Raw genomic sequence first — 17,059 nt, 5'->3', positions numbered from 1 at the left:
GCTGTCTGGATGCCCTCGACCGCACGTACGCCCCGGCGGTTGTCGTTCCTGCCGTTCCGGGGCGGCGCCGCCTACCTGTGGGGCGGCCGACCTCCTCGCCCGCGACGCACCGGTCACCGTGCACGCCGCACGGCCGCCCACGCCGCGCGCCACATGCGCACGCGCGGCGGGGTGGGGCGGGGCGGGGTGGGGTGGGGTGGGGTGGGGACAGCATGGTGCCCCGGCACCGTCGGGCGGTGCCGGGGCAGTTGAGGGGCGGCGAGGGCGGGCTCAGAGGATGGCGTCGAGGCCGTCCAGGTCCTCGTCGGTGGGCTGCCAGGTGCCCGCCTCGGCGTTGGCGCGTACCTGCTCGGGCGTGGTGGCGCCGGCGATCACCGAGGTCACCGCCGGTCGGGCGGCCAGCCCGCCGATGGCCACCTGGAGCATGCTGATCCCGCGCTCCGCGGCGTACGCCTCGATCGCCTCGATGGTGTCCCAGTCCGCTGCGGCCAGGCGCTGCGCGTACCGGCCGCCGCCGGAGAGCCGGCTGCCGGCGGGCGGTGCCTCGTTGCGCTTGTACTTGCCGGTGAGCAGCCCGTTGGCGAGCGGGAAGAACGGCAGCATGCCGAGGCCGAACCGCTCGCACGCCGGAATGACCTCGGTCTCGACGGACCGCTCCAGCAGGCTGTAGTGGTTCTGTGCGGAAATGAACCGGGCCCGCCCCTGGGAGGAGGCGGTCCAGTCGGCGTCGGCGATCTGCCAGCCGGCGAAGTTGGAGTTGCCGAGGTAGCGGACCTTGCCGGCGCGGACCAGGTCGTCCAGAGCGGCGAGGGTTTCGTCGATCGGGGTGCCCAGGTCGGGCTCGTGCATCTGGTACAGGTCGATGTGGTCGGTGCCGAGCCGGCGCAGCGACGCCTCGACCGCGCGGGCGATGTACCGCCGGGAACCGCGGGCGCCGAAGTCCGGCCCGTTCATGCCGTGCATGTCCATGCCGAACTTGGTGGCGACCACCACGTCGTCCCGGCGACCCTTGAGCGCCTGGCCGAGCAGTTCCTCGGAGCCGCCCTGCGGCTCGCCGTAGATGTCGGCGGTGTCGAAGAAGTTGATTCCGGCGTCGAGGGCGGCGTCGACGACCGCCCGGGTGCCGTCGAGGTCGAGCTTGCGGCCGAAGTTGTTGCAGCCGATGCCGACCACGGACACCACGAGTCCGGAGTCGCCCAGCCGGCGGTAGGTCATCTCAGTCACGAGATCCACCCTATGCCCGCCCGTCCGGCGACCGGCCCGGGAGTGGTCACCGCACGTCCCAGACCGGCTCCGCCGTTTCCACCACCTCGCCGTCGCCGCCGAACAGCACGAAACGGTCGAAGGAGCGGGTGAACCAGCGGTCGTGGGTCACCGCGATCACGGTCCCCTCGAACGCGGTCAGCCCCGCTTCCAGGGCCTCGGCGGAGGCCAGGTCGAGGTTGTCCGTCGGCTCGTCGAGCAGCAGCAGGGTCGCCCCGGACAGCTCCAGCAGCAGCACCAGGAACCGCGCCTGCTGCCCGCCGGAGAGGGTGCCGAAGCGCTGGTCGCCCTGGCCCGCCAGCTCGTACCGGCTGAGCGCGGCCATGGCCGCGTGCCGGTCCATCCCGGCGCGGTGCTCGTCGCCCCGCCACAGGATGTCGACCAGCGTCTTCGCCATCAGCTCGGGCCGGTCGTGGGTCTGCGAGAAGTGCCCGGGCCGGACCCGGGCGCCGAGCCGCACCACACCGTCGTGGGCGACGGGCGCGAGCGCGCCCGCCCCGTCGACCGGGGTGTTGGCCGGGTCGGGGTCGCTGCCACCGCGGGCGAGCAGCCGGAGGAAATGGGACTTCCCGGTGCCGTTGGCGCCGAGCACCGCGACCCGGTCGCCGTACCAGATCTCCAGGTCGAAGGGGTAGGTCAGGCCGTCGAGCTCAAGCTGCTCGGCGATCACCGCGCGCTTTCCGGTCCGTCCGCCGGTGAGATGCATCCGGATGTCCTGGTCCTTCGGCGGTACGGGCGGCGGCCCGGCCTCCTCGAACTTGCGCAGCCGGGTCTGCGCCGACTGGTACCGGGAGGCCATGTCGGAGTTGTACGCGGCCTTCTGCTTGTACATCAGCATCAGCTCCCGCAGCTTCTGGTGTTCCTCGTCCCAGCGCTTGCGCAGCTCGTCGAGGCGGGCGTGCCGGGCCACCCGGGCTTCGTGCCAGCTCGCGAAGCCGCCCGGGTGCACCCAGGCGCTGCCGCCCTCGACGGCGACCACCCGGTCGGCGGTCTGGGCGAGCAGTTCCCGGTCGTGCGAGACGTAGAGCACCGACTTGCCGGACTCACGCAGCCGGGCCTCCAGCCAGCGCTTGCCGGGCACGTCGAGGAAGTTGTCCGGCTCGTCGAGAAGCAGCACCTCGTCTGCGCCGCGGAGCAGCAGTTCGAGGGCGAAGCGTTTCTGCTGGCCGCCGGAGAGGGTCCGCACCGGTCGGTCGCGGGCGGCGTCCCAGGGCCGGTCGAGCACGATGGTGGCGACGGTGTCGAAGAGCACCTCGGCGTCGTACCCGCCGACCTCGCCCCAGGCGGCGAGCGCGTCGGCGTACGCGAGCTGAGCCTTGCCGGCGGCGGTGCTGTACTTGCCGCGGACCTCGGCCTCGCGCATGGCCGCCTCGGTGGCGACGAGCCGGCGGCCGGCGTCGCGCAGCGCGGGCGGGGCGAGCGAGAGGGCCAGGTCGGCGAGCGTGCTGTCGTCGCCGATCATGCCGATGAACTGCCGCATCACGCCGAGTCCGCCGGCGCGGGCGACGGCGCCGGTCTTCACCGGCAGGTCGCCGGCGACCATCCGTAGCAGGGTGGTCTTGCCGGCGCCGTTGGGCCCGACCAGGGCAACCTTGGCGCCCTCACCGACCCGGAACGACACGTCGGAGAAGAGTTCCCGGCCGTCCGGGAGGATGTGCCCGACCGCTGCCACGTCCACGTATCCCACGCCGGCATACTGCCGGAGCGGACGGTCCGGGCGACACTCGATTACCGGGTGACCCGCAACACCCGGTAACCCTTCTGGCTGGCGTGCCGTTCGACCTGCCAGCCCTGCTCCTCGACGAGCCAGCGGTGCAGCGAGTCGCCGCCGAGATGCCGGGCGACGACCAGCCAGGCGACGCCGTCCGGGGCGAGCCGGGGCAGCCAGCGGCGCAGCAGCTCGTGCAGTTCGGCCTTGCCGATCCGGATCGGCGGGTTGGACCAGAGCTGGGTGAAGGCCAGGTCCGCCGGTACGTCGTCCGGGGCCGCCACCCGCACCCGGTCGGCCGCGCCGACCCGGGCGGCGTTGGCGGCGGTGAGGGCGCGGGCCCGCTCGTTGACGTCGACCGCCCAGACGGTGGCGCCGGGTGCGCTGCTGGCGAGGACGCAGGTGATCGGGCCGAAGCCGCTGCCCAGGTCGAGCATCGGGCCGGCAGCGTCGGCGGCCGGCAGCTCCGCCTTGCGCAGCAGGACCGCGGTGCCGGGGTCGAGGCGGGCGGCGGAGAACACCCCGCCGGCCGAGGTGAGGGTGTAGTCGCGCCCGGCGACGGAGAACTCGACCTCGCGCGGCTGGGCGGCGGTCGTGGGTTCAGCGGTGAAGTAGTGGTCGCCGGTCACGTCGGGCATTGTCGCACCGGCCCGATCCGGGTCCGTGGACGGCGTGGCGAACAGCAAGCCACGCCACCTCCGCTGGAATTTCCCGATATTACCCCCTAAAGGGACAATCGGCCCTACTGTGGCCACATGGTGTATCGGTACGAGTCCGATGAGGACGCCTTCCTGGAGTACCCGGAGCCCGGGTCCGACCTGTCGGTGCTCGGCGTCGGTTCGCCTCCGCCCGCCGGGCCCTCGCCGTCCCGCTTCCCGACCCCGTCCCTGCCGCCACCGGCCCGGCCGACCCGGCCGCCGGAGGCCGAGGTGGATCCGGGCCCGGTCCGACCCGCGGTGGCCCCGGCCACGACCCGGGCCGCCGTCCCGGCGCCGCAGGCCGTGCCCACCGGCGGGCCGCGGCCCCCGACGACGCCCGTCACTCCCCCGGCAACGCCGCCGGGCCTTCCCCCGACGACGACGCCCGGCGTCCCCACGGCGACATCGCACGGCATTCCCACGGCGACGACCCAGGTCTACGAGGCCGGCGAGCCGCTGGACCCACCCCGGCCCCATCGCGCCGACCGCAACCGGGGTGGCGGCCGGACCTGGCAGGTGCTGATCGGCGGGGCGGCGGTTCTGGTGCTGCTCGCCCTCTGCGGGCTGGCCGTCGCCGCCCTGCTCCAGGACCGGACCACCACGCCACAGGGCGCCACGTCGACCGACCAGCCGGTGGTGGAGCAGTCGGCCGCGCCGGACGGCGCGTCCGACCTCAACTCCCGGGACACCGACCAACTGGCGCTGACCGCCAAGGAGGTCTTCCCCGGCACGGCGCTGGTGGCCACCGACGGCCAGCCGGCCTACCAGGTGCTCAAGACGCAGTCCAGCGGCAGCTGCGCGGTCGCGGCGACCGGCGAGGTCGCCGACCTGCTGGTCCGGCTCGGCTGCAACCAGGTGGTGCGGGCCACCCTCCGCTCCCCGGACGGCGACCACCTGCTCACCGCCGGGTTGTTCAACCTGACCGACGTGGCCAGCGCCCAGCGGGCCCGGGACCGGATCCGGCAGCTGCTCGACGAGCGGCAGGGCCGCCTCCGGGGAATGTCCACCGGGAAGGACACCGAGGCGGTGGCGAACGCCGCCGCCCGGGTCGGCTGGCAGGTGCGCGGACACTACATCGCGTACTGCGTGGTGACCCGGGCCGACGGGGAGCGGATCAGCGCCAACGACGCCAAGGTCCGCGAGATCCTGTACGACATGATCGAGGTGTACCTGAACCGCGGCGTGTTGGAGCGGCGGGCGAACGCCGGTGTGGCCAGCCAGCCCGCCGACGCGCCGACGGACGGCACCGCCGGCCAGGACGGCACCCCCGACGGCGACAAGCCGAACGGCAACTGACGAGCGGCACGGCGGCCCGCCGTCCCCGTCGGCGACGCCCGGCGCCCGGCGCCGGCGGGCCTTTCGCCGCCCGGCTCCGGGTCCCTGTTGCCTCCCCCGGGCATCGACGCGCCGGAGTCGGGCACCGCCATCCGCGGCCCTGCCCCGGCCACCGCCGTGGCGGCGGGGTCAGCCCTCGACCACCGGCACCCGGAGCCGGCGGGTCAGGTCGGCGCGGCGGGCGTACTCGGCCGGATCGTCGGGATAACCGACCGCGACCAGGGTCAGTCCGTGCGCGGCGGCCACGGTCACCTCGCTGGCGCGTTCCCGGCGGGTGAGCAGGCTCCCCGGCCACTCGACCGGCCGGCGGCCGTCCCCGGCCACCAGCATCGCGCCGACCAGGCTGCGCACCATCGCCTGACAGAACGCGTCGGCCTGGACGGTGGCGACCAGGATGCCGTCGGGGTCGCGCCGCCAGTCCAGCCGGGTCACCTCGCGCAGCGTGGTGGCGTTCTCCTTCCGCCGGCAGTAAGCGGCGAAGTCGTGCTCCCCGACCAGGCCGGCTGCGGCGGCGTTCAGCGCGCCCAGCTCCAGCGGCTTCGGCCAGGCCATGGTGTCCCGCCGGCGCAGCGGCTCGGCGCCCCACGGAGCGTCGGTGACCCGGTACTCGTAGCGGCGGTAGGTCGCCGAGAAACGGGCGTCGAAGTCGGTCTGCACCTCGGTCATCGCCCGGATCCGCACGTCACCGGGGAGCAGCCGGGCCAGCCGGCGCAGCAGCCGGCCCTCGTGCTCGCGCCATACGGCGGTGGGCAGGTCGAGGTGGCAGACCTGGCCGGTGGCGTGCACGCCGGCGTCGGTCCGGCCGGCCACGGTCAGCCCGGTCGCGGTGCCCGCGCCGAGCACCAGGTCCAGCGTCTCCACGAGCACCCCGGCGACCGTCCGCCGGGCCGGCTGGGCGGCCCAGCCGGAGAAGTCGGTGCCGTCGTACGAGACGTCCAGCCGCAGCCGGGTCCGCTCGTCCACCTCGTACCTCCCGTTCACGGCGTCGGGCCCGGCACCCCAGGAAGGGATGCCGGGCCCGACGGTGCTGCCTGTGCTCAGGCCTTGTTCTCGGTGGCCTCGTCGCTGTCCTCGCGGGCAGCGTCGGTGTCACCGGAGGCGTGCACCGGCGCCTCGGAGTCCTGGTCGACCGGGGTCGACTCCGGGGTCTCCTCGGCCGGGGCGAGCGCCTCGACCTTGTCCTGCTGCGCGGCCTTGCGGGCGGTGGTCTTCTTGTTCGCCTTCGGCTCGGCGACCTGAAGCTCCTCGACCAGTTCGATGATCGCCATCGGAGCGGCGTCACCCTTGCGCGGACCGGTCTTCACGATCCGGGTGTAGCCACCGTTGCGGTTGGCGTACCGGGGCGCGATCTGGTCGAACAGGGCGTAGACCACGTCCTTGTCCTTGACGACGCCCAGCACCCGACGCCGCGAGGCGAGGTCGCCGCGCTTGGCCTTGGTGATGAGCTGCTCGGCCAGCGGACGCAGCCGCCGGGCCTTCGTCTCGGTGGTCTGGATCTTGCCGTGCTGGAACAGCGCGGTGGCCAGGTTGGCCAGCATCAGCCGCTCGTGAGCGGGGCTGCCGCCGAGGCGGGGGCCCTTGGTGGGCGTGGGCATGCTTGGTGCTCCTCAGGTGTGGCGGCAGCGCGGACTAGAGCTGCTCGGTCTCGCGGTAGTCGTCGGTGTCGTAGTCGGCCTCGCCGAAGGCGTCCACGACGTGCGCCGGGTCGAAGTTCGGGGCCGAGTCCTTCAGCCCGAGACCCATCCCGGCGAGCTTCATCTTGACCTCGTCGATCGACTTCTGACCGAAATTCCGGATGTCGAGGAGGTCGGCCTCGGTACGCCCGATGAGCTCACCAACGGAGTTGATGCCCTCGCGCTTGAGGCAGTTGTAGGAGCGGACGGTGAGGTCCAGCTCCTCGATCGGCAGGGCCAGGTCCGCCGCCAGCTGGGCGTCCTGCGGGGACGGCCCGATGTCGATGCCCTCGGCGGTCTCGTCCAGCTCCCGGGCCAGCCCGAAGAGCTCCACCAGCGTCGAACCGGCGGAGGCCAGCGCGGTACGCGGGCCCATCGACGGCTTGGTCTCGACGTCGATGATCAGCCGGTCGAAGTCGGTCCGCTGCTCGACGCGGGTCGCCTCGACGCGGTACGTCACCTTGAGCACCGGCGAGTAGATCGAGTCGACCGGGATCCGGCCGATCTCGGCGCCGGCCTGCTTGTTCTGCGCGGCCGTGACGTAGCCCCGACCCCGCTCGACGGTCAGCTCCATGTCGAGCCGGCCCTTGCCGTTCAGGGTGGCGAGCTTCAGGTCCGGGTTGTGCACCGAGACACCGGCCGGGGGCTGGATGTCACCGGCGGTCACGTCGCCCGGGCCCTGCTTGCGCAGGTACATGCTGACCGGCTCGTCGTGCTCGGAGCTGACGCACAGCTCCTTGATGTTCATGACGAGCTCGACCACGTCCTCCTTGACACCGGGGATGGTGGTGAACTCGTGCAGGACACCGTCGATCTTGATCGAGGTGACCGCCGCACCCGGGATGGACGACAGCAGCGTACGCCGCAGCGAGTTGCCCAGGGTGTAGCCGAAGCCCGGCTCCAGCGGCTCGATGGTGAACCGGGAGCGGGTCTCGTTGATCGACTCTTCGGAGAGAGACGGTCGCTGGCTGATGAGCATTTCTTCTCTTCTCTTCCGGGACGCCCGCTATTTGACGCCCACGACACAAACTGTTCCGGTGGCCCGCCCCGGAGGGCGGGCCACCGCAACGAGCCCTTACTTGGAGTAGAGCTCGACGATCAGCTGCTCCTGGACCTGGGTGTCGATCACCTGGCGGGCCGGGAGCGAGTGCACGAGGATCTTCATCTGACTCGGGATGGCCTCGAGCCACGCCGGCACCGCCCGCGAACCCGCCTGGGCCTGCGCGACGATGAACGGGGTCAGCTCCTTGCTCTTCCCCCGAACCTCGATGATGTCGTGCTCCTTGACGCGGTACGACGGGATGTCGACCTTCTTGCCGTTCACCGTGAAGTGGCCGTGCTTGACCAGCTGGCGGGCCATGTCGCGGGAGTGCGCGTAGCCAGCCCGGTAAACGACGTTGTCCAGCCGCGACTCGAGGATCTGCAGGAGGACCTCACCGGTCTTGGCCTGCTTGCCCACGGCCTCCTCGTAGTAACCGCGGAACTGCTTCTCCAGCACGCCGTACACACGACGGGCCTTCTGCTTCTCACGGAGCTGGAGCAGGTACTCCGTCTCCTTGGTGCGACCGCGGCCGTGCTGTCCGGGCGGGAACGGCCGGGACTCGAACGGGCACTTCGGACCATCGCACTTGCTGCCCTTGAGGAACAGCTTCATCTTCTCCCGCCGGCAACGGCGGCAGTCAGCACCGGTGTAACGAGCCATCTCTCTCTACCTCTCAGACCCGACGACGCTTCGGCGGACGGCATCCGTTGTGCGGCTGCGGGGTGACGTCGGAGATCTGCCCGACCTCGAGGCCCACGGCCTGCAGCGAACGGATGGCGGTCTCCCGGCCGGAGCCGGGGCCCTTGACGAACACGTCGACCTTGCGCATGCCGTGCTCCATCGCCCGACGCGCGGCGGCCTCGGCGGCCAGCTGCGCGGCGAACGGGGTCGACTTGCGCGAGCCCTTGAAGCCAACCTGGCCGGCGGAGGCCCAGGAGATGACCGCACCGGTCGGGTCCGTGATGGACACGATGGTGTTGTTGAAGGTGCTCTTGATGTGCGCCTGCCCGTGGGCGACGTTCTTGCGTTCCTTGCGCCGGACCTTCTTGACAGCGGCTCCGGCACGAGCCTTCGGTGGCATAAGTCTGTGCGCTCCTAGTTACTTCTTGCCGGGCTTCTTCTTGCCGGCGACGGTCCGCTTCGGGCCCTTCCGGGTCCGCGCGTTGGTCTTGGTCCGCTGGCCACGCACGGGCAGGCCCCGGCGGTGCCGGATGCCGGCGTAGCAGCCGATCTCGACCTTGCGGCGGATGTCAGCGGCGACCTCGCGGCGCAGGTCGCCTTCTACCTTGTAGTTGCCCTCGATGTGGTTGCGGAGCTGGACCAGCTCCTCATCCGTGAGGTCCCGAGCGCGCTTGTCCGGCGAGATGCCGGTAGCAGCGAGCGTCTCCAGGGCGCGGGTACGACCGACCCCGAAGATGTAGGTGAGCGCGATCTCCATCCGCTTCTCGCGGGGGAGATCCACGCCGACTAGACGTGCCATGTGCGGGCGTACTCCTCGTGATATGTGGCGGAGGTGTGGACCCGTCCCATCCCGCTACCGACCGTCCCTGTCCTTCCGGCGCGGTGCGCGCCGGCGACCGGGATCGGTCGCTGCCCGAGCGGGCCCCGGCCTCCGACCGGGGGTCAACCACGATTCAGTACGCGCTGCGTACCGCTCGCGGCTGGAACGAGCTGGTGATGTGCTGTCTGGATCTGCGGTCCGGACCGATCCGACCGGCCGTCACGACCGGTGGGGCTGGTTCAGCCCTGGCGCTGCTTGTGGCGCGGGTCAGAAGAGCAGATGACCATGACCCGGCCGTGCCGCCGGATGATCCGGCAGTTGTTGCAGATCCTCTTGACGCTCGGCTTGACCTTCACGGTTGCCTTACTTCCCATCTGGCCCGGAGGCGCGACGACGCGCGACGCCGGACGTCGAAGACGGACACGGGGACGTCCCGGCCGCCGTCAGGCTTACTTGTAGCGGTAGACGATGCGCCCGCGGGTCAGGTCGTACGGCGAAAGTTCGACGACGACCCGGTCTTCCGGCAGGATGCGGATGTAGTGCTGCCGCATCTTGCCGCTGATGTGAGCCAGCACCTTGTGACCGTTCGCGAGCTCCACCCGGAACATGGCGTTCGGCAGGGGCTCGATGACCCGACCCTCGATCTCGATGGCTCCGTCTTTTTTCGGCATGTCCTCCGCTGTCCTGACGTCGGTTACTCCGGACGGCCCACAACGTCTTACACGGGCTCCGACGAGAATCGTCGGGCCCGAGCCAGCCGCGGCTCCGACTCCCACCGAAGCGCAGGGTGGGCATGCCGGAGTGGACGCTGTGCGCCGATCTGAAAGTCTACGCCCGCCTGCGGGCCGTCGCCAAACCGGCCGCCCGGCACGTCACCCGCTCGGGGAAACGGACACCCGGGGCCGATCCGCGCCACGACGAGTGGCCGGCCTACCGCTCCCCCGCCCGCCGGGCCCGCCGGCGGGCCCGGCGGTGCTGCCGCCGGACGTCCCAGTGACGAGGCTCACCGGTTGCCAGGCCGCCCGCCGTCCGCATCAGCAGCACCGCGCCCCACGGCCCGAGCACCCAGAGCGGCCAGTAGAAGACCATCCCCCGGCCGCCGATGACGGCCAGCACCCAGATCGCGGTGAGGATCATCGCGACCCGCAGCCACGGCGTCCACACCTCGGCCAGCCACCCGCCCCGGCCGACGGACGGCACCGGAGCGGGTGCCGCCGCCGCGGGCGCCGGTGGCGGCACCGCTTCGGGCCCGGCGACGTCGGCCGGGCCCGGCTGGCGCGGGGCCAACGCCGAGCGCTCCGCCGGCGCCGGTCCGGGAATGTCCGCCAGGACCTGGCCCAGTTCCCCGTACGTCTTCGCGCCGTAGGCACGTTGCAGTCGCTCGTCGTACTCGTACAGGTCGATCCGGCCCTCTTCGAGCGCGACCCGGAGCCGTTCCGCCGTCTCCTGCCGGTCCGCGTCGGCCGCCCGCATCCCGTCCCGCCCCTCCATGCCGGCAAGCATGCCACCGCCCCGCCACCGGTGCCGCCCCAGCCGGCACCTTCGGCTTCCCGACGGTGCACACCTTCGCTGTGGCGCCTCCGAACCTGATGGCGCAGACGAATCAGCTCGCCGACCGGCTACGTCCCGGCGGGATCAGATCCCCCGGCACGGCCGGAACCGGACAGGAAGGCTGATGCCGACTGAATCATCCACCACATCAGCTTCGTATCGCCGCCAGCGGGACCGATCCCGGGCGGGGCGCGCGCTGGCGTCGCCCGCTGCGGTCCGTCAGACGGCCGGTGAGTCGGCCGGCTGGCGAGCGGTCACCAGGTCGCCGAGGCGAGCACGGCCGCCGTCCTCGGCGGTCAGCACCCAGACGCCGTCGTTCAGCAGTGCCATCGAGTGCTCGACGTGCGCCGCCATCGACCTGTCCCGGGTCACCACGGTCCAGCCGTCGGCGAGCTCCACGGTCCGCGGCGAGCCCATGGTGATCATCGGCTCGATCGCCAGCGCCAGCCCCGGCACCAGGCGGGGGCCCTTGCCCGGCCGTCCGTGGTTGAGCACGTGCGGGTCCTGGTGCATCTCGGTGCCGATGCCGTGCCCGCCGTACCCGTCGACGATGCCGTACCGGCCGCCCTTGCGGACCGCGTTCTCCACCGCGTGGGAGATGTCGGTGAGCCGCCCCTTGCCACTCGCCGCGCCCCGGGCGGCGGCGGCGATCCCGGCCCACATCGCATCCTCGGCGACCGCGGCCATCTTCAGCAGAGCCGGGTCGACCTCGCCGACGCCCACGGTGATGGCAGCGTCGCCGTGCCAGCCGTTCAGCACGGCGCCGCAGTCGATGGAGATCAGGTCGCCCTCGCGGAGCACCTGCTGCGACGCGGGGATCGCGTGCACGACCTGCTCGTTCACCGAGGAGCAGATGGACGCCGGAAAGCCGTGGTAGCCCTTGAACGACGGGATCGCACCCGCGTCACGGATGGTCGACTCGGCGATCGCATCGAGGTCGGCGGTGCTGACCCCGGGAGCGACGGCCTCCCGCATCAGACGCAGCGCACGGGCGACCACCAGACCGGCGGCCCGCATCTTCTCGATCTGTTCGGGGGTCTTCAGCTGGATGTCCAGCTGGGGACGACGCATCGGAGCCGTTACCTTTCGTCGCGCGGAACAGCGGGGCACGCCGGACGTACCCCGCTGTTCGCACTCTATCCGCCGGAGACCCGGCGGGACGTCAGCCGCCGTACGAGCGCAGGGCGTCGATAGCGCGGACGGTGACGTCCTCCACCGGCCCGGTCGCGTCGATGCCGACGAGCTTGCCCTGGGCGCCGTAGTAGTCGACCAGCGGCGCGGTCTTCTCCGCGTACTCGCGGAGGCGGGCGGCGATGGTCTCCGGCTTGTCGTCGTCGCGCTGGAACAGCTCGGCACCGCAGCGGTCGCAGATGCCCTCGCGGGTGGTCGCGTCGAACTCGACGTGCCAGATCTTGCCGCAGCCCCGGCAGGTACGCCGACCGGAGAGCCGCCGGATCACCTCGTCGTCGTCGACGACCAGCTCCAGCACCAGATCCAGCGCGGTGCCGAGGTCGGCGAGGAGCTTGTCCAGCGCGGCGGCCTGCGGCGTCGTACGCGGGAAGCCGTCGAGCAGGAAGCCCTCGCCGGCGTCCGGCTCGGCGAGCCGGTCCCGCACCATGTTGATGGTGACCTCGTCCGGGACCAGCTTGCCGGCGTCCATGTACCGCTTGGCCTCGACCCCGAGCGGCGTGCCCTGGGACACGTTTGCCCGGAAGATGTCACCGGTCGAGATCTTCGGCACCGAGAGGTGGGCGGCGATGAACTCCGCCTGCGTGCCCTTGCCCGCCCCCGGCGGGCCAACCAGAACGAGTCGCATCTACCGCAGGAACCCTTCGTAGTTCCGCTGCATGAGTTGGCTCTCGATCTGCTTCACGGTCTCCAGACCGACGCCGACCATGATGAGCACAGCGGTGCCGCCGAACGGGAAGTTCTGGAACTGCTGGTTGTCCAGCCAGATGAAGAAGAAGTTCGGCAGGATCGCGATGATGCCCAGGTAGAGCGCGCCCGGCAGGGTGATCCGGCTGAGGATGAAGTCGAGGTACTCGGCGGTCGGCTTGCCCGGGCGGATGCCCGGCACGAAGCCGCCGTACTTCTTCATGTTGTCCGCGACCTCGGTCGGGTTGAACGTGATGGACACGTAGAAGTACGTGAAGAAGATGATCAGCAGGAAGTAGATCGCGATGTGCTCCGGCGAGCTCGCCTTCACGATGTGGTTCTGGATCCAGGCCTGGGTCTTGCCCGGGTTCGTCTGGTCGAAGAACTGGAGCGCGAGCGTCGGCAGGTAGAGCAGCGACGAGGCGAAGATGACCGGGATGACGCCGGCCTGGTTCACCTTGAGCGGGATGTAGGTGGAGGTGCCGCCGTACATCCGCCGGCCGATCATCCGCTTGGCGTACTGCACCGGGATCCGGCGCTGCGCCTGCTCGATGAAGGTGACCGCGGTGATGACCAGCAGGACCAGCACGATCACCAGGGCGAACATCCCCCAGCCCTTGGTGGTCTTGATCTTCCAGCCCTCGCTGGGCAGCCGGGCCGCGATCGAGGTGAAGATCAGGACGGACATGCCGTTGCCGACGCCCCGGTCGGTGATCAGCTCACCGAGCCACATCACCACGCCGGTGCCGGCGGTCATCGTCATCACCAGGATGGTCAGGGTCAGCCAGTCCGGGATCCCGGTGCCCTTGGGAACGATCGGGAACTGGTCGCAGCGGTTCTGGAACAGCTGCCCGGAGCGGGCCAGCGCCACGAACGCCGAGGACTGGAGGATGCCCAGGCCCAGGGTCAGGTAGCGGGTGTACTGGGTGATCTTCGCCTGGCCGGCCTGGCCCTCCTTGCGGAGCTGCTCCAGCCGCGGGATGACCACCGTCAGCAGCTGCAGGATGATCGACGCGGTGATGTACGGCATGATGCCGAGCGCGAAGACCGACAGCTGCAGCAGCGCGCCGCCGGAGAAGAGGTCCAGCAGGTTCAGCACGCCGGTGCCACTGCCCTGGATGGTGTCGAGACACTTCTGCACGTTGCCGTACGACACGCCCGGGCTGGGCAGCGTGGCGCCCATCCGGTAGACCGCAATGATGCCTACTGTGAACAGCAGCTTCTTGCGCAGGTCAGGCGTACGGAACGCACTGAGAAAGGCGGACAGCAACTTCTTCCTCCTGCGCGAGGCGGGCCGCCGGTGATCCCTGGCGGGGCGGGGTGGGTGCCGGGCGAGCGCCCGATATCCATAGCTGGGATGGGACTCTAACAGTCCACTCCCGGTCCGGGCAGACGTGCCCGGCTACATAAACCGAATCCGATGTTACCCGGCGCACACGGGCCGGGTAGACCATGGCGCCCGCCCAGTCGGAGACAACTGAGCGGGCGCCACGGGTACCTCTGCCTTACAGCTCGGTGACCGAGCCACCGGCGGCGGTGATCTTCTCCTTGGCCGACGCGCTGAACGCGTGCGCCGACACCTGGAGGGCCACGCCGCCGAGGTCGCCGGTGCCGAGGACCTTGACCGGCTGGCCCTTGCGGACCGCGCCGGCCTCGACCAGCTCGACCAGGCCGACCTGGCCGCCATTCGGGAAGAGCTCGGCGAGCCGGTCCAGGTTGACCACCTGGAAGACGACCTTGAACTTGTTCTTGAAGCCCTTCATCTTCGGCAGGCGCATGTGGATGGGCATCTGCCCACCCTCGAACGCCGCCGAGATGTTCTTCCGGGCCTTGGAACCCTTGGTACCGCGACCGGCGGTCTTGCCCTTGGAGCCCTCACCGCGACCTACGCGGGTCTTCGCGGTCTTGGCACCGGGCGCCGGGCGCAGGTGGTGAACCTTGATCGTCATTACTCGACCTCCTCGACCTTCACGAGGTGGTTGACCGTGAAGATCATGCCCCGAATCTCGGGACGGTCCTCCTTGACCACCACGTCGTTGATCCGCTTCAGGCCGAGCGAACGCAGCGAGTGACGCTGGTTCTGCTTGGTCCCGATCTCGGACCGGATCTGGGTGACCTTCAGGCGAGCCATCAGGACGCCACCCCCGCCCGCGACGCCAGCATGGCGGCCGGCGCGACGTCCTCGACCGGCAGACCACGACGGGCCGCGACCTGCTCCGGGGACTCGAGTCCCTTCAGCGCCGCCACCGTGGCGTGCACGATGTTGATCGGGTTGGACGAGCCGAGGCTCTTGGAGAGCACGTCGTGGATGCCCGCGCACTCCAGCACGGCACGCACCGGACCACCGGCGATGACGCCCGTACCGGCCGAGGCCGGCTTGAGCAGCACCACACCGGCCGCGTCCTCGCCCTGCACCGGGTGCGGGATCGACTGGCCGATCCGCGGCACCTTGAAGAAGTGCTTCTTGGCCTCCTCGACGCCCTTGGCGATCGCCGCGGGCACCTCCTTGGCCTTTCCGTAGCCCACACCGACGGTGCCGTCGCCGTCGCCCACGATCACCAGGGCGGTGAAGCTGAAGCGACGACCACCCTTCACGACCTTGGCGACGCGGTTGATCGCGACGACCCGCTCGAGGTGCGGGGTCTTCTCGACGGGCGCGTTTCCGCGGCCGCCCTCACGGCGGTTGTCGCGGCGACCACCCTCGTTGCCACCGGACCCGCCGCCACGGCGCTGTTGACCTGGCATCAGCAGCCTTCCTTCTCTCTCGTGACGGGGTTTCTAGAACTCGAGCCCGGCTTCGCGGGCGGCGTCGGCAAGCGCGGCGACCCGCCCCGCGTACCGGTTGCCACCGCGGTCGAAGACGACCTTCGAGACGCCGGCGGCCTTGGCCCGCTCGGCGAGCAGGGCGCCGACCTTGCCGGCCAGGGCGCTCTTGTCGCCCTCGGCGCCGCGCAGCGAGGCGTCCAGGGTCGAGGCCGACGCCAGGGTGTGACCCTTGGTGTCGTCCACGATCTGGGCGACGATGTGCCGCAGGGAGCGGGTGACGACCAGGCGGGGACGCTCGGTGGTGCCGCTGACGTTCTTGCGGACCCGGAAGTGTCGGCGCGCACGCCCGACGGCGCGCTTGGCGGCGACGCCGCGGCGGCGCTTGAGCAGCGTGGCGCTCACTTCTTACCTGCCTTTCCAGCCTTGCGGCGGACGACCTCGCCCTGGTACTTGACGCCCTTGCCCTTGTAGGGCTCCGGCGGGCGGATCTTCCGGATGTTGGCGGCGACCTCGCCGACCTGCTGCTTGTCGATGCCGGCCACGTGGAACAGGGTCGGCCGCTCCACCGTGAAGGTGATGCCGTCCGGAGCCGGCACCAGCACCGGGTGCGAGAACCCGAGCGCGAACTCCAGGTCCTTGCCCTTGGCGGTGACGCGGTAACCGGTGCCGGCGATCTCGAGGCTCTTGCGGTAGCCCTCGGTCACTCCGACGATCATGTTGGCGACCAGCGTCCGGCTCAGGCCGTGGAGCTCCTTGGCCTTGCGCTCGTCGTTGGGCCGGTTGACGTGCAGCTCGCCGTCCTCGCCCCGCTCCGCCTTGATCGGCTCGGCGAGGACGTGGCTCAGCTCGCCCTTGGGGCCCTTGACCTTCACGGTCTGGCCGTCGATCGTGACCTCGACGCCGGCTGGCACCGGGATCGACTTACGTCCAATACGCGACATTTCTACCTGTCTCCCGTTACCAGACGAAGGCGAGGACTTCCCCGCCAACGCTCCGCTTGCGGGCCTGCCGGTCGGTGAGCAGCCCCTGGGACGTCGAAATGATCGCCACGCCCAGCCCGCCGAGCACCCGCGGGAGCCCGTCCGACTTGGCGTACACCCGGAGACCGGGCTTGGACACGCGCTTGATGCCGGCCAGGCTCCGCTCCCGGTTCTGGCCGTACTTCAGCTCGACGACCAGTCGCTTGCCGACGGCGCCCTCCTCGGGCTCCTCGACCAACCAGGTGGCGATGTAACCCTCGGCCTTGAGGACCTCGGCGATGTTCGCCTTGATCTTCGAGTAGGGCATCGTCACCCGGTCGTGGTACGCCTGGTTGGCGTTACGCAGACGCGTGAGCATGTCTGCGATCGGGTCGGTCATCGTCATGAAATTCGTCAACCTTTCTCGCCGGGGTTCCCCAGGCACGCCCGGGGCCTACGGCGAAGAGACAGTTCAGCTGACGCGCCGGAGCGCGCCGGGCTATTACCAGGAAGCCTTGGACACGCCGGGCAGCTCACCGCGGTGGGCCATCTCCCGGATGCACACCCGGCAGAGACCGAACTTGCGGTAGACCGCCTTCGGACGCCCGCACCGCTGGCAGCGGGTGTACGCGCGAACCGAGAACTTCGGCTTCGCGGCCGCCTTGATGATCAGCGCCTTCTTGGCCAT

At 70.8% G+C, this 17,059-nt stretch carries 23 protein-coding genes; 1 reads left to right on the top strand and 22 read right to left on the bottom strand.

Features of this window, described 5'->3' with window-relative positions:
- Nucleotides 1–270: 270 nt before the first annotated feature.
- The 3 genes from OG799_RS32725 to OG799_RS32715 are packed head-to-tail and all read right to left on the bottom strand — an operon-like array spanning nucleotide 271 to nucleotide 3,600.
- Nucleotides 271–1,233 carry an aldo/keto reductase gene (locus OG799_RS32725; RefSeq protein ID WP_406040737.1) on the bottom strand — a complete coding sequence of 321 codons (963 nt, stop codon included), beginning with the start codon at nucleotides 1,231–1,233 and terminating at the stop codon, nucleotides 271–273.
- 37 nt (nucleotides 1,234–1,270) lie between these two features.
- Entirely contained in the window at nucleotides 1,271–2,950 is a 1,680-nt protein-coding gene (locus OG799_RS32720; protein ID WP_406040735.1) for an ABC-F family ATP-binding cassette domain-containing protein, read from the bottom strand.
- A 41-nt stretch (nucleotides 2,951–2,991) separates the two neighbouring features.
- Complete coding sequence (locus OG799_RS32715; protein WP_406046477.1) at nucleotides 2,992–3,600, bottom strand: class I SAM-dependent methyltransferase; 609 nt, start codon at nucleotides 3,598–3,600, stop codon at nucleotides 2,992–2,994.
- A 126-nt stretch (nucleotides 3,601–3,726) separates the two neighbouring features.
- On the opposite strand from OG799_RS32715, the gene OG799_RS32710 reads away from it, so the two are divergent.
- Complete coding sequence (locus tag OG799_RS32710; protein WP_406040733.1) at nucleotides 3,727–4,965, top strand: hypothetical protein; 1,239 nt, start codon at nucleotides 3,727–3,729, stop codon at nucleotides 4,963–4,965.
- Between the two features lie 168 nt (nucleotides 4,966–5,133).
- On the opposite strand, the gene truA is transcribed toward OG799_RS32710, so the two are convergent.
- The 19 genes from truA to OG799_RS32615 form a co-directional block, all read right to left on the bottom strand.
- Nucleotides 5,134–5,967 (bottom strand): tRNA pseudouridine(38-40) synthase TruA, encoded by an 834-nt coding sequence (gene truA / locus OG799_RS32705; RefSeq protein WP_406046476.1) that lies wholly within the window; start codon nucleotides 5,965–5,967, stop codon nucleotides 5,134–5,136.
- A 74-nt stretch (nucleotides 5,968–6,041) separates the two neighbouring features.
- Nucleotides 6,042–6,599 (bottom strand): 50S ribosomal protein L17, encoded by a 558-nt coding sequence (gene rplQ, locus OG799_RS32700; protein ID WP_406040731.1) that lies wholly within the window; start codon nucleotides 6,597–6,599, stop codon nucleotides 6,042–6,044.
- Between the two features lie 34 nt (nucleotides 6,600–6,633).
- Nucleotides 6,634–7,656: a DNA-directed RNA polymerase subunit alpha gene (locus OG799_RS32695; RefSeq protein ID WP_007073009.1), complete on the bottom strand. Its 1,023-nt coding sequence runs from the start codon at nucleotides 7,654–7,656 to the stop codon at nucleotides 6,634–6,636.
- Between the two features lie 96 nt (nucleotides 7,657–7,752).
- On the bottom strand, nucleotides 7,753–8,379 hold the full coding sequence (gene rpsD / locus OG799_RS32690) for a 30S ribosomal protein S4 (RefSeq protein ID WP_089018952.1): 627 nt from the start codon (nucleotides 8,377–8,379) through the stop codon (nucleotides 7,753–7,755).
- A gap of 13 nt (nucleotides 8,380–8,392) precedes the next feature.
- Nucleotides 8,393–8,800 carry a 30S ribosomal protein S11 gene (gene rpsK / locus OG799_RS32685; RefSeq protein ID WP_007073011.1) on the bottom strand — a complete coding sequence of 136 codons (408 nt, stop codon included), beginning with the start codon at nucleotides 8,798–8,800 and terminating at the stop codon, nucleotides 8,393–8,395.
- An 18-nt stretch (nucleotides 8,801–8,818) separates the two neighbouring features.
- Nucleotides 8,819–9,199: a 30S ribosomal protein S13 gene (rpsM, locus tag OG799_RS32680; RefSeq protein ID WP_130340099.1), complete on the bottom strand. Its 381-nt coding sequence runs from the start codon at nucleotides 9,197–9,199 to the stop codon at nucleotides 8,819–8,821.
- A gap of 260 nt (nucleotides 9,200–9,459) precedes the next feature.
- Nucleotides 9,460–9,576 carry a 50S ribosomal protein L36 gene (rpmJ, locus tag OG799_RS32675; protein WP_109801286.1) on the bottom strand — a complete coding sequence of 39 codons (117 nt, stop codon included), beginning with the start codon at nucleotides 9,574–9,576 and terminating at the stop codon, nucleotides 9,460–9,462.
- 93 nt (nucleotides 9,577–9,669) lie between these two features.
- Nucleotides 9,670–9,891, bottom strand: a complete 222-nt coding sequence (infA, locus tag OG799_RS32670) for a translation initiation factor IF-1 (RefSeq protein ID WP_007073013.1) — start codon at nucleotides 9,889–9,891, stop codon at nucleotides 9,670–9,672.
- A 259-nt stretch (nucleotides 9,892–10,150) separates the two neighbouring features.
- Nucleotides 10,151–10,711, bottom strand: coding sequence for a DUF1707 domain-containing protein (locus OG799_RS32665; RefSeq protein ID WP_406040725.1), 561 nt, complete (start codon nucleotides 10,709–10,711; stop codon nucleotides 10,151–10,153).
- Between the two features lie 279 nt (nucleotides 10,712–10,990).
- A complete protein-coding gene (map, locus tag OG799_RS32660; RefSeq protein WP_406040723.1) occupies nucleotides 10,991–11,842 on the bottom strand; it encodes a type I methionyl aminopeptidase in 852 nt (283 codons plus the stop codon).
- Between the two features lie 91 nt (nucleotides 11,843–11,933).
- On the bottom strand, nucleotides 11,934–12,587 hold the full coding sequence (locus OG799_RS32655; RefSeq protein ID WP_406040721.1) for an adenylate kinase: 654 nt from the start codon (nucleotides 12,585–12,587) through the stop codon (nucleotides 11,934–11,936).
- Entirely contained in the window at nucleotides 12,588–13,916 is a 1,329-nt protein-coding gene (gene secY / locus OG799_RS32650; RefSeq protein ID WP_406040719.1) for a preprotein translocase subunit SecY, read from the bottom strand.
- A gap of 235 nt (nucleotides 13,917–14,151) precedes the next feature.
- The gene (rplO, locus tag OG799_RS32645) at nucleotides 14,152–14,595 is read right to left on the bottom strand and encodes a 50S ribosomal protein L15 (protein ID WP_406040717.1); all 444 of its coding nucleotides are present in this window, start codon (nucleotides 14,593–14,595) and stop codon (nucleotides 14,152–14,154) included.
- Complete coding sequence (gene rpmD, locus OG799_RS32640; protein ID WP_406040715.1) at nucleotides 14,595–14,777, bottom strand: 50S ribosomal protein L30; 183 nt, start codon at nucleotides 14,775–14,777, stop codon at nucleotides 14,595–14,597. Before rpmD ends, rplO begins: the two co-directional genes overlap by 1 nt.
- Complete coding sequence (gene rpsE / locus OG799_RS32635; protein ID WP_091290339.1) at nucleotides 14,777–15,391, bottom strand: 30S ribosomal protein S5; 615 nt, start codon at nucleotides 15,389–15,391, stop codon at nucleotides 14,777–14,779. The genes rpmD and rpsE overlap by 1 nt, the downstream gene beginning before the upstream one ends.
- Nucleotides 15,392–15,424: 33 nt before the next feature.
- Nucleotides 15,425–15,814: a 50S ribosomal protein L18 gene (rplR, locus tag OG799_RS32630; RefSeq protein WP_406040713.1), complete on the bottom strand. Its 390-nt coding sequence runs from the start codon at nucleotides 15,812–15,814 to the stop codon at nucleotides 15,425–15,427.
- Nucleotides 15,811–16,353, bottom strand: coding sequence for a 50S ribosomal protein L6 (gene rplF, locus OG799_RS32625; protein WP_406040711.1), 543 nt, complete (start codon nucleotides 16,351–16,353; stop codon nucleotides 15,811–15,813). The genes rplR and rplF overlap by 4 nt, the downstream gene beginning before the upstream one ends.
- 16 nt (nucleotides 16,354–16,369) lie before the next feature.
- Entirely contained in the window at nucleotides 16,370–16,777 is a 408-nt protein-coding gene (rpsH, locus tag OG799_RS32620) for a 30S ribosomal protein S8 (protein ID WP_067301438.1), read from the bottom strand.
- Between the two features lie 96 nt (nucleotides 16,778–16,873).
- On the bottom strand, nucleotides 16,874–17,059 hold the full coding sequence (locus OG799_RS32615; RefSeq protein ID WP_007465272.1) for a type Z 30S ribosomal protein S14: 186 nt from the start codon (nucleotides 17,057–17,059) through the stop codon (nucleotides 16,874–16,876).

It is taken from the genome of Micromonospora sp. NBC_00898, from assembly GCF_045207895.1.
Classification (GTDB): domain Bacteria; phylum Actinomycetota; class Actinomycetes; order Mycobacteriales; family Micromonosporaceae; genus Micromonospora.
Note: the sequence above shows the minus strand (reverse complement) of the source record. Positions and strands in the feature narration are given on the sequence as shown.

Coding starts and splice junctions, on each gene's coding strand:
- rpsM (WP_130340099.1), bottom strand. CDS start 9,199: ATGGCACGTCTAGTCGGCGTGGATCTCCCCCGCGAGAAGCGGATGGAG.
- OG799_RS32655 (WP_406040721.1), bottom strand. CDS start 12,587: ATGCGACTCGTTCTGGTTGGCCCGCCGGGGGCGGGCAAGGGCACGCAG.
- rplQ (WP_406040731.1), bottom strand. CDS start 6,599: ATGCCCACGCCCACCAAGGGCCCCCGCCTCGGCGGCAGCCCCGCTCAC.
- OG799_RS32665 (WP_406040725.1), bottom strand. CDS start 10,711: ATGGAGGGGCGGGACGGGATGCGGGCGGCCGACGCGGACCGGCAGGAG.
- rpsE (WP_091290339.1), bottom strand. CDS start 15,391: ATGCCAGGTCAACAGCGCCGTGGCGGCGGGTCCGGTGGCAACGAGGGT.
- OG799_RS32695 (WP_007073009.1), bottom strand. CDS start 7,656: ATGCTCATCAGCCAGCGACCGTCTCTCTCCGAAGAGTCGATCAACGAG.
- OG799_RS32710 (WP_406040733.1), top strand. CDS start 3,727: ATGGTGTATCGGTACGAGTCCGATGAGGACGCCTTCCTGGAGTACCCG.
- map (WP_406040723.1), bottom strand. CDS start 11,842: ATGCGTCGTCCCCAGCTGGACATCCAGCTGAAGACCCCCGAACAGATC.
- infA (WP_007073013.1), bottom strand. CDS start 9,891: ATGCCGAAAAAAGACGGAGCCATCGAGATCGAGGGTCGGGTCATCGAG.
- rplF (WP_406040711.1), bottom strand. CDS start 16,353: ATGTCGCGTATTGGACGTAAGTCGATCCCGGTGCCAGCCGGCGTCGAG.
- rpmD (WP_406040715.1), bottom strand. CDS start 14,777: ATGGCTCGCCTGAAGGTCACCCAGATCCGGTCCGAGATCGGGACCAAG.
- rpsH (WP_067301438.1), bottom strand. CDS start 16,777: ATGACGATGACCGACCCGATCGCAGACATGCTCACGCGTCTGCGTAAC.
- OG799_RS32615 (WP_007465272.1), bottom strand. CDS start 17,059: ATGGCCAAGAAGGCGCTGATCATCAAGGCGGCCGCGAAGCCGAAGTTC.
- rplO (WP_406040717.1), bottom strand. CDS start 14,595: ATGACGATCAAGGTTCACCACCTGCGCCCGGCGCCCGGTGCCAAGACC.
- rpsK (WP_007073011.1), bottom strand. CDS start 8,800: ATGCCACCGAAGGCTCGTGCCGGAGCCGCTGTCAAGAAGGTCCGGCGC.
- rpsD (WP_089018952.1), bottom strand. CDS start 8,379: ATGGCTCGTTACACCGGTGCTGACTGCCGCCGTTGCCGGCGGGAGAAG.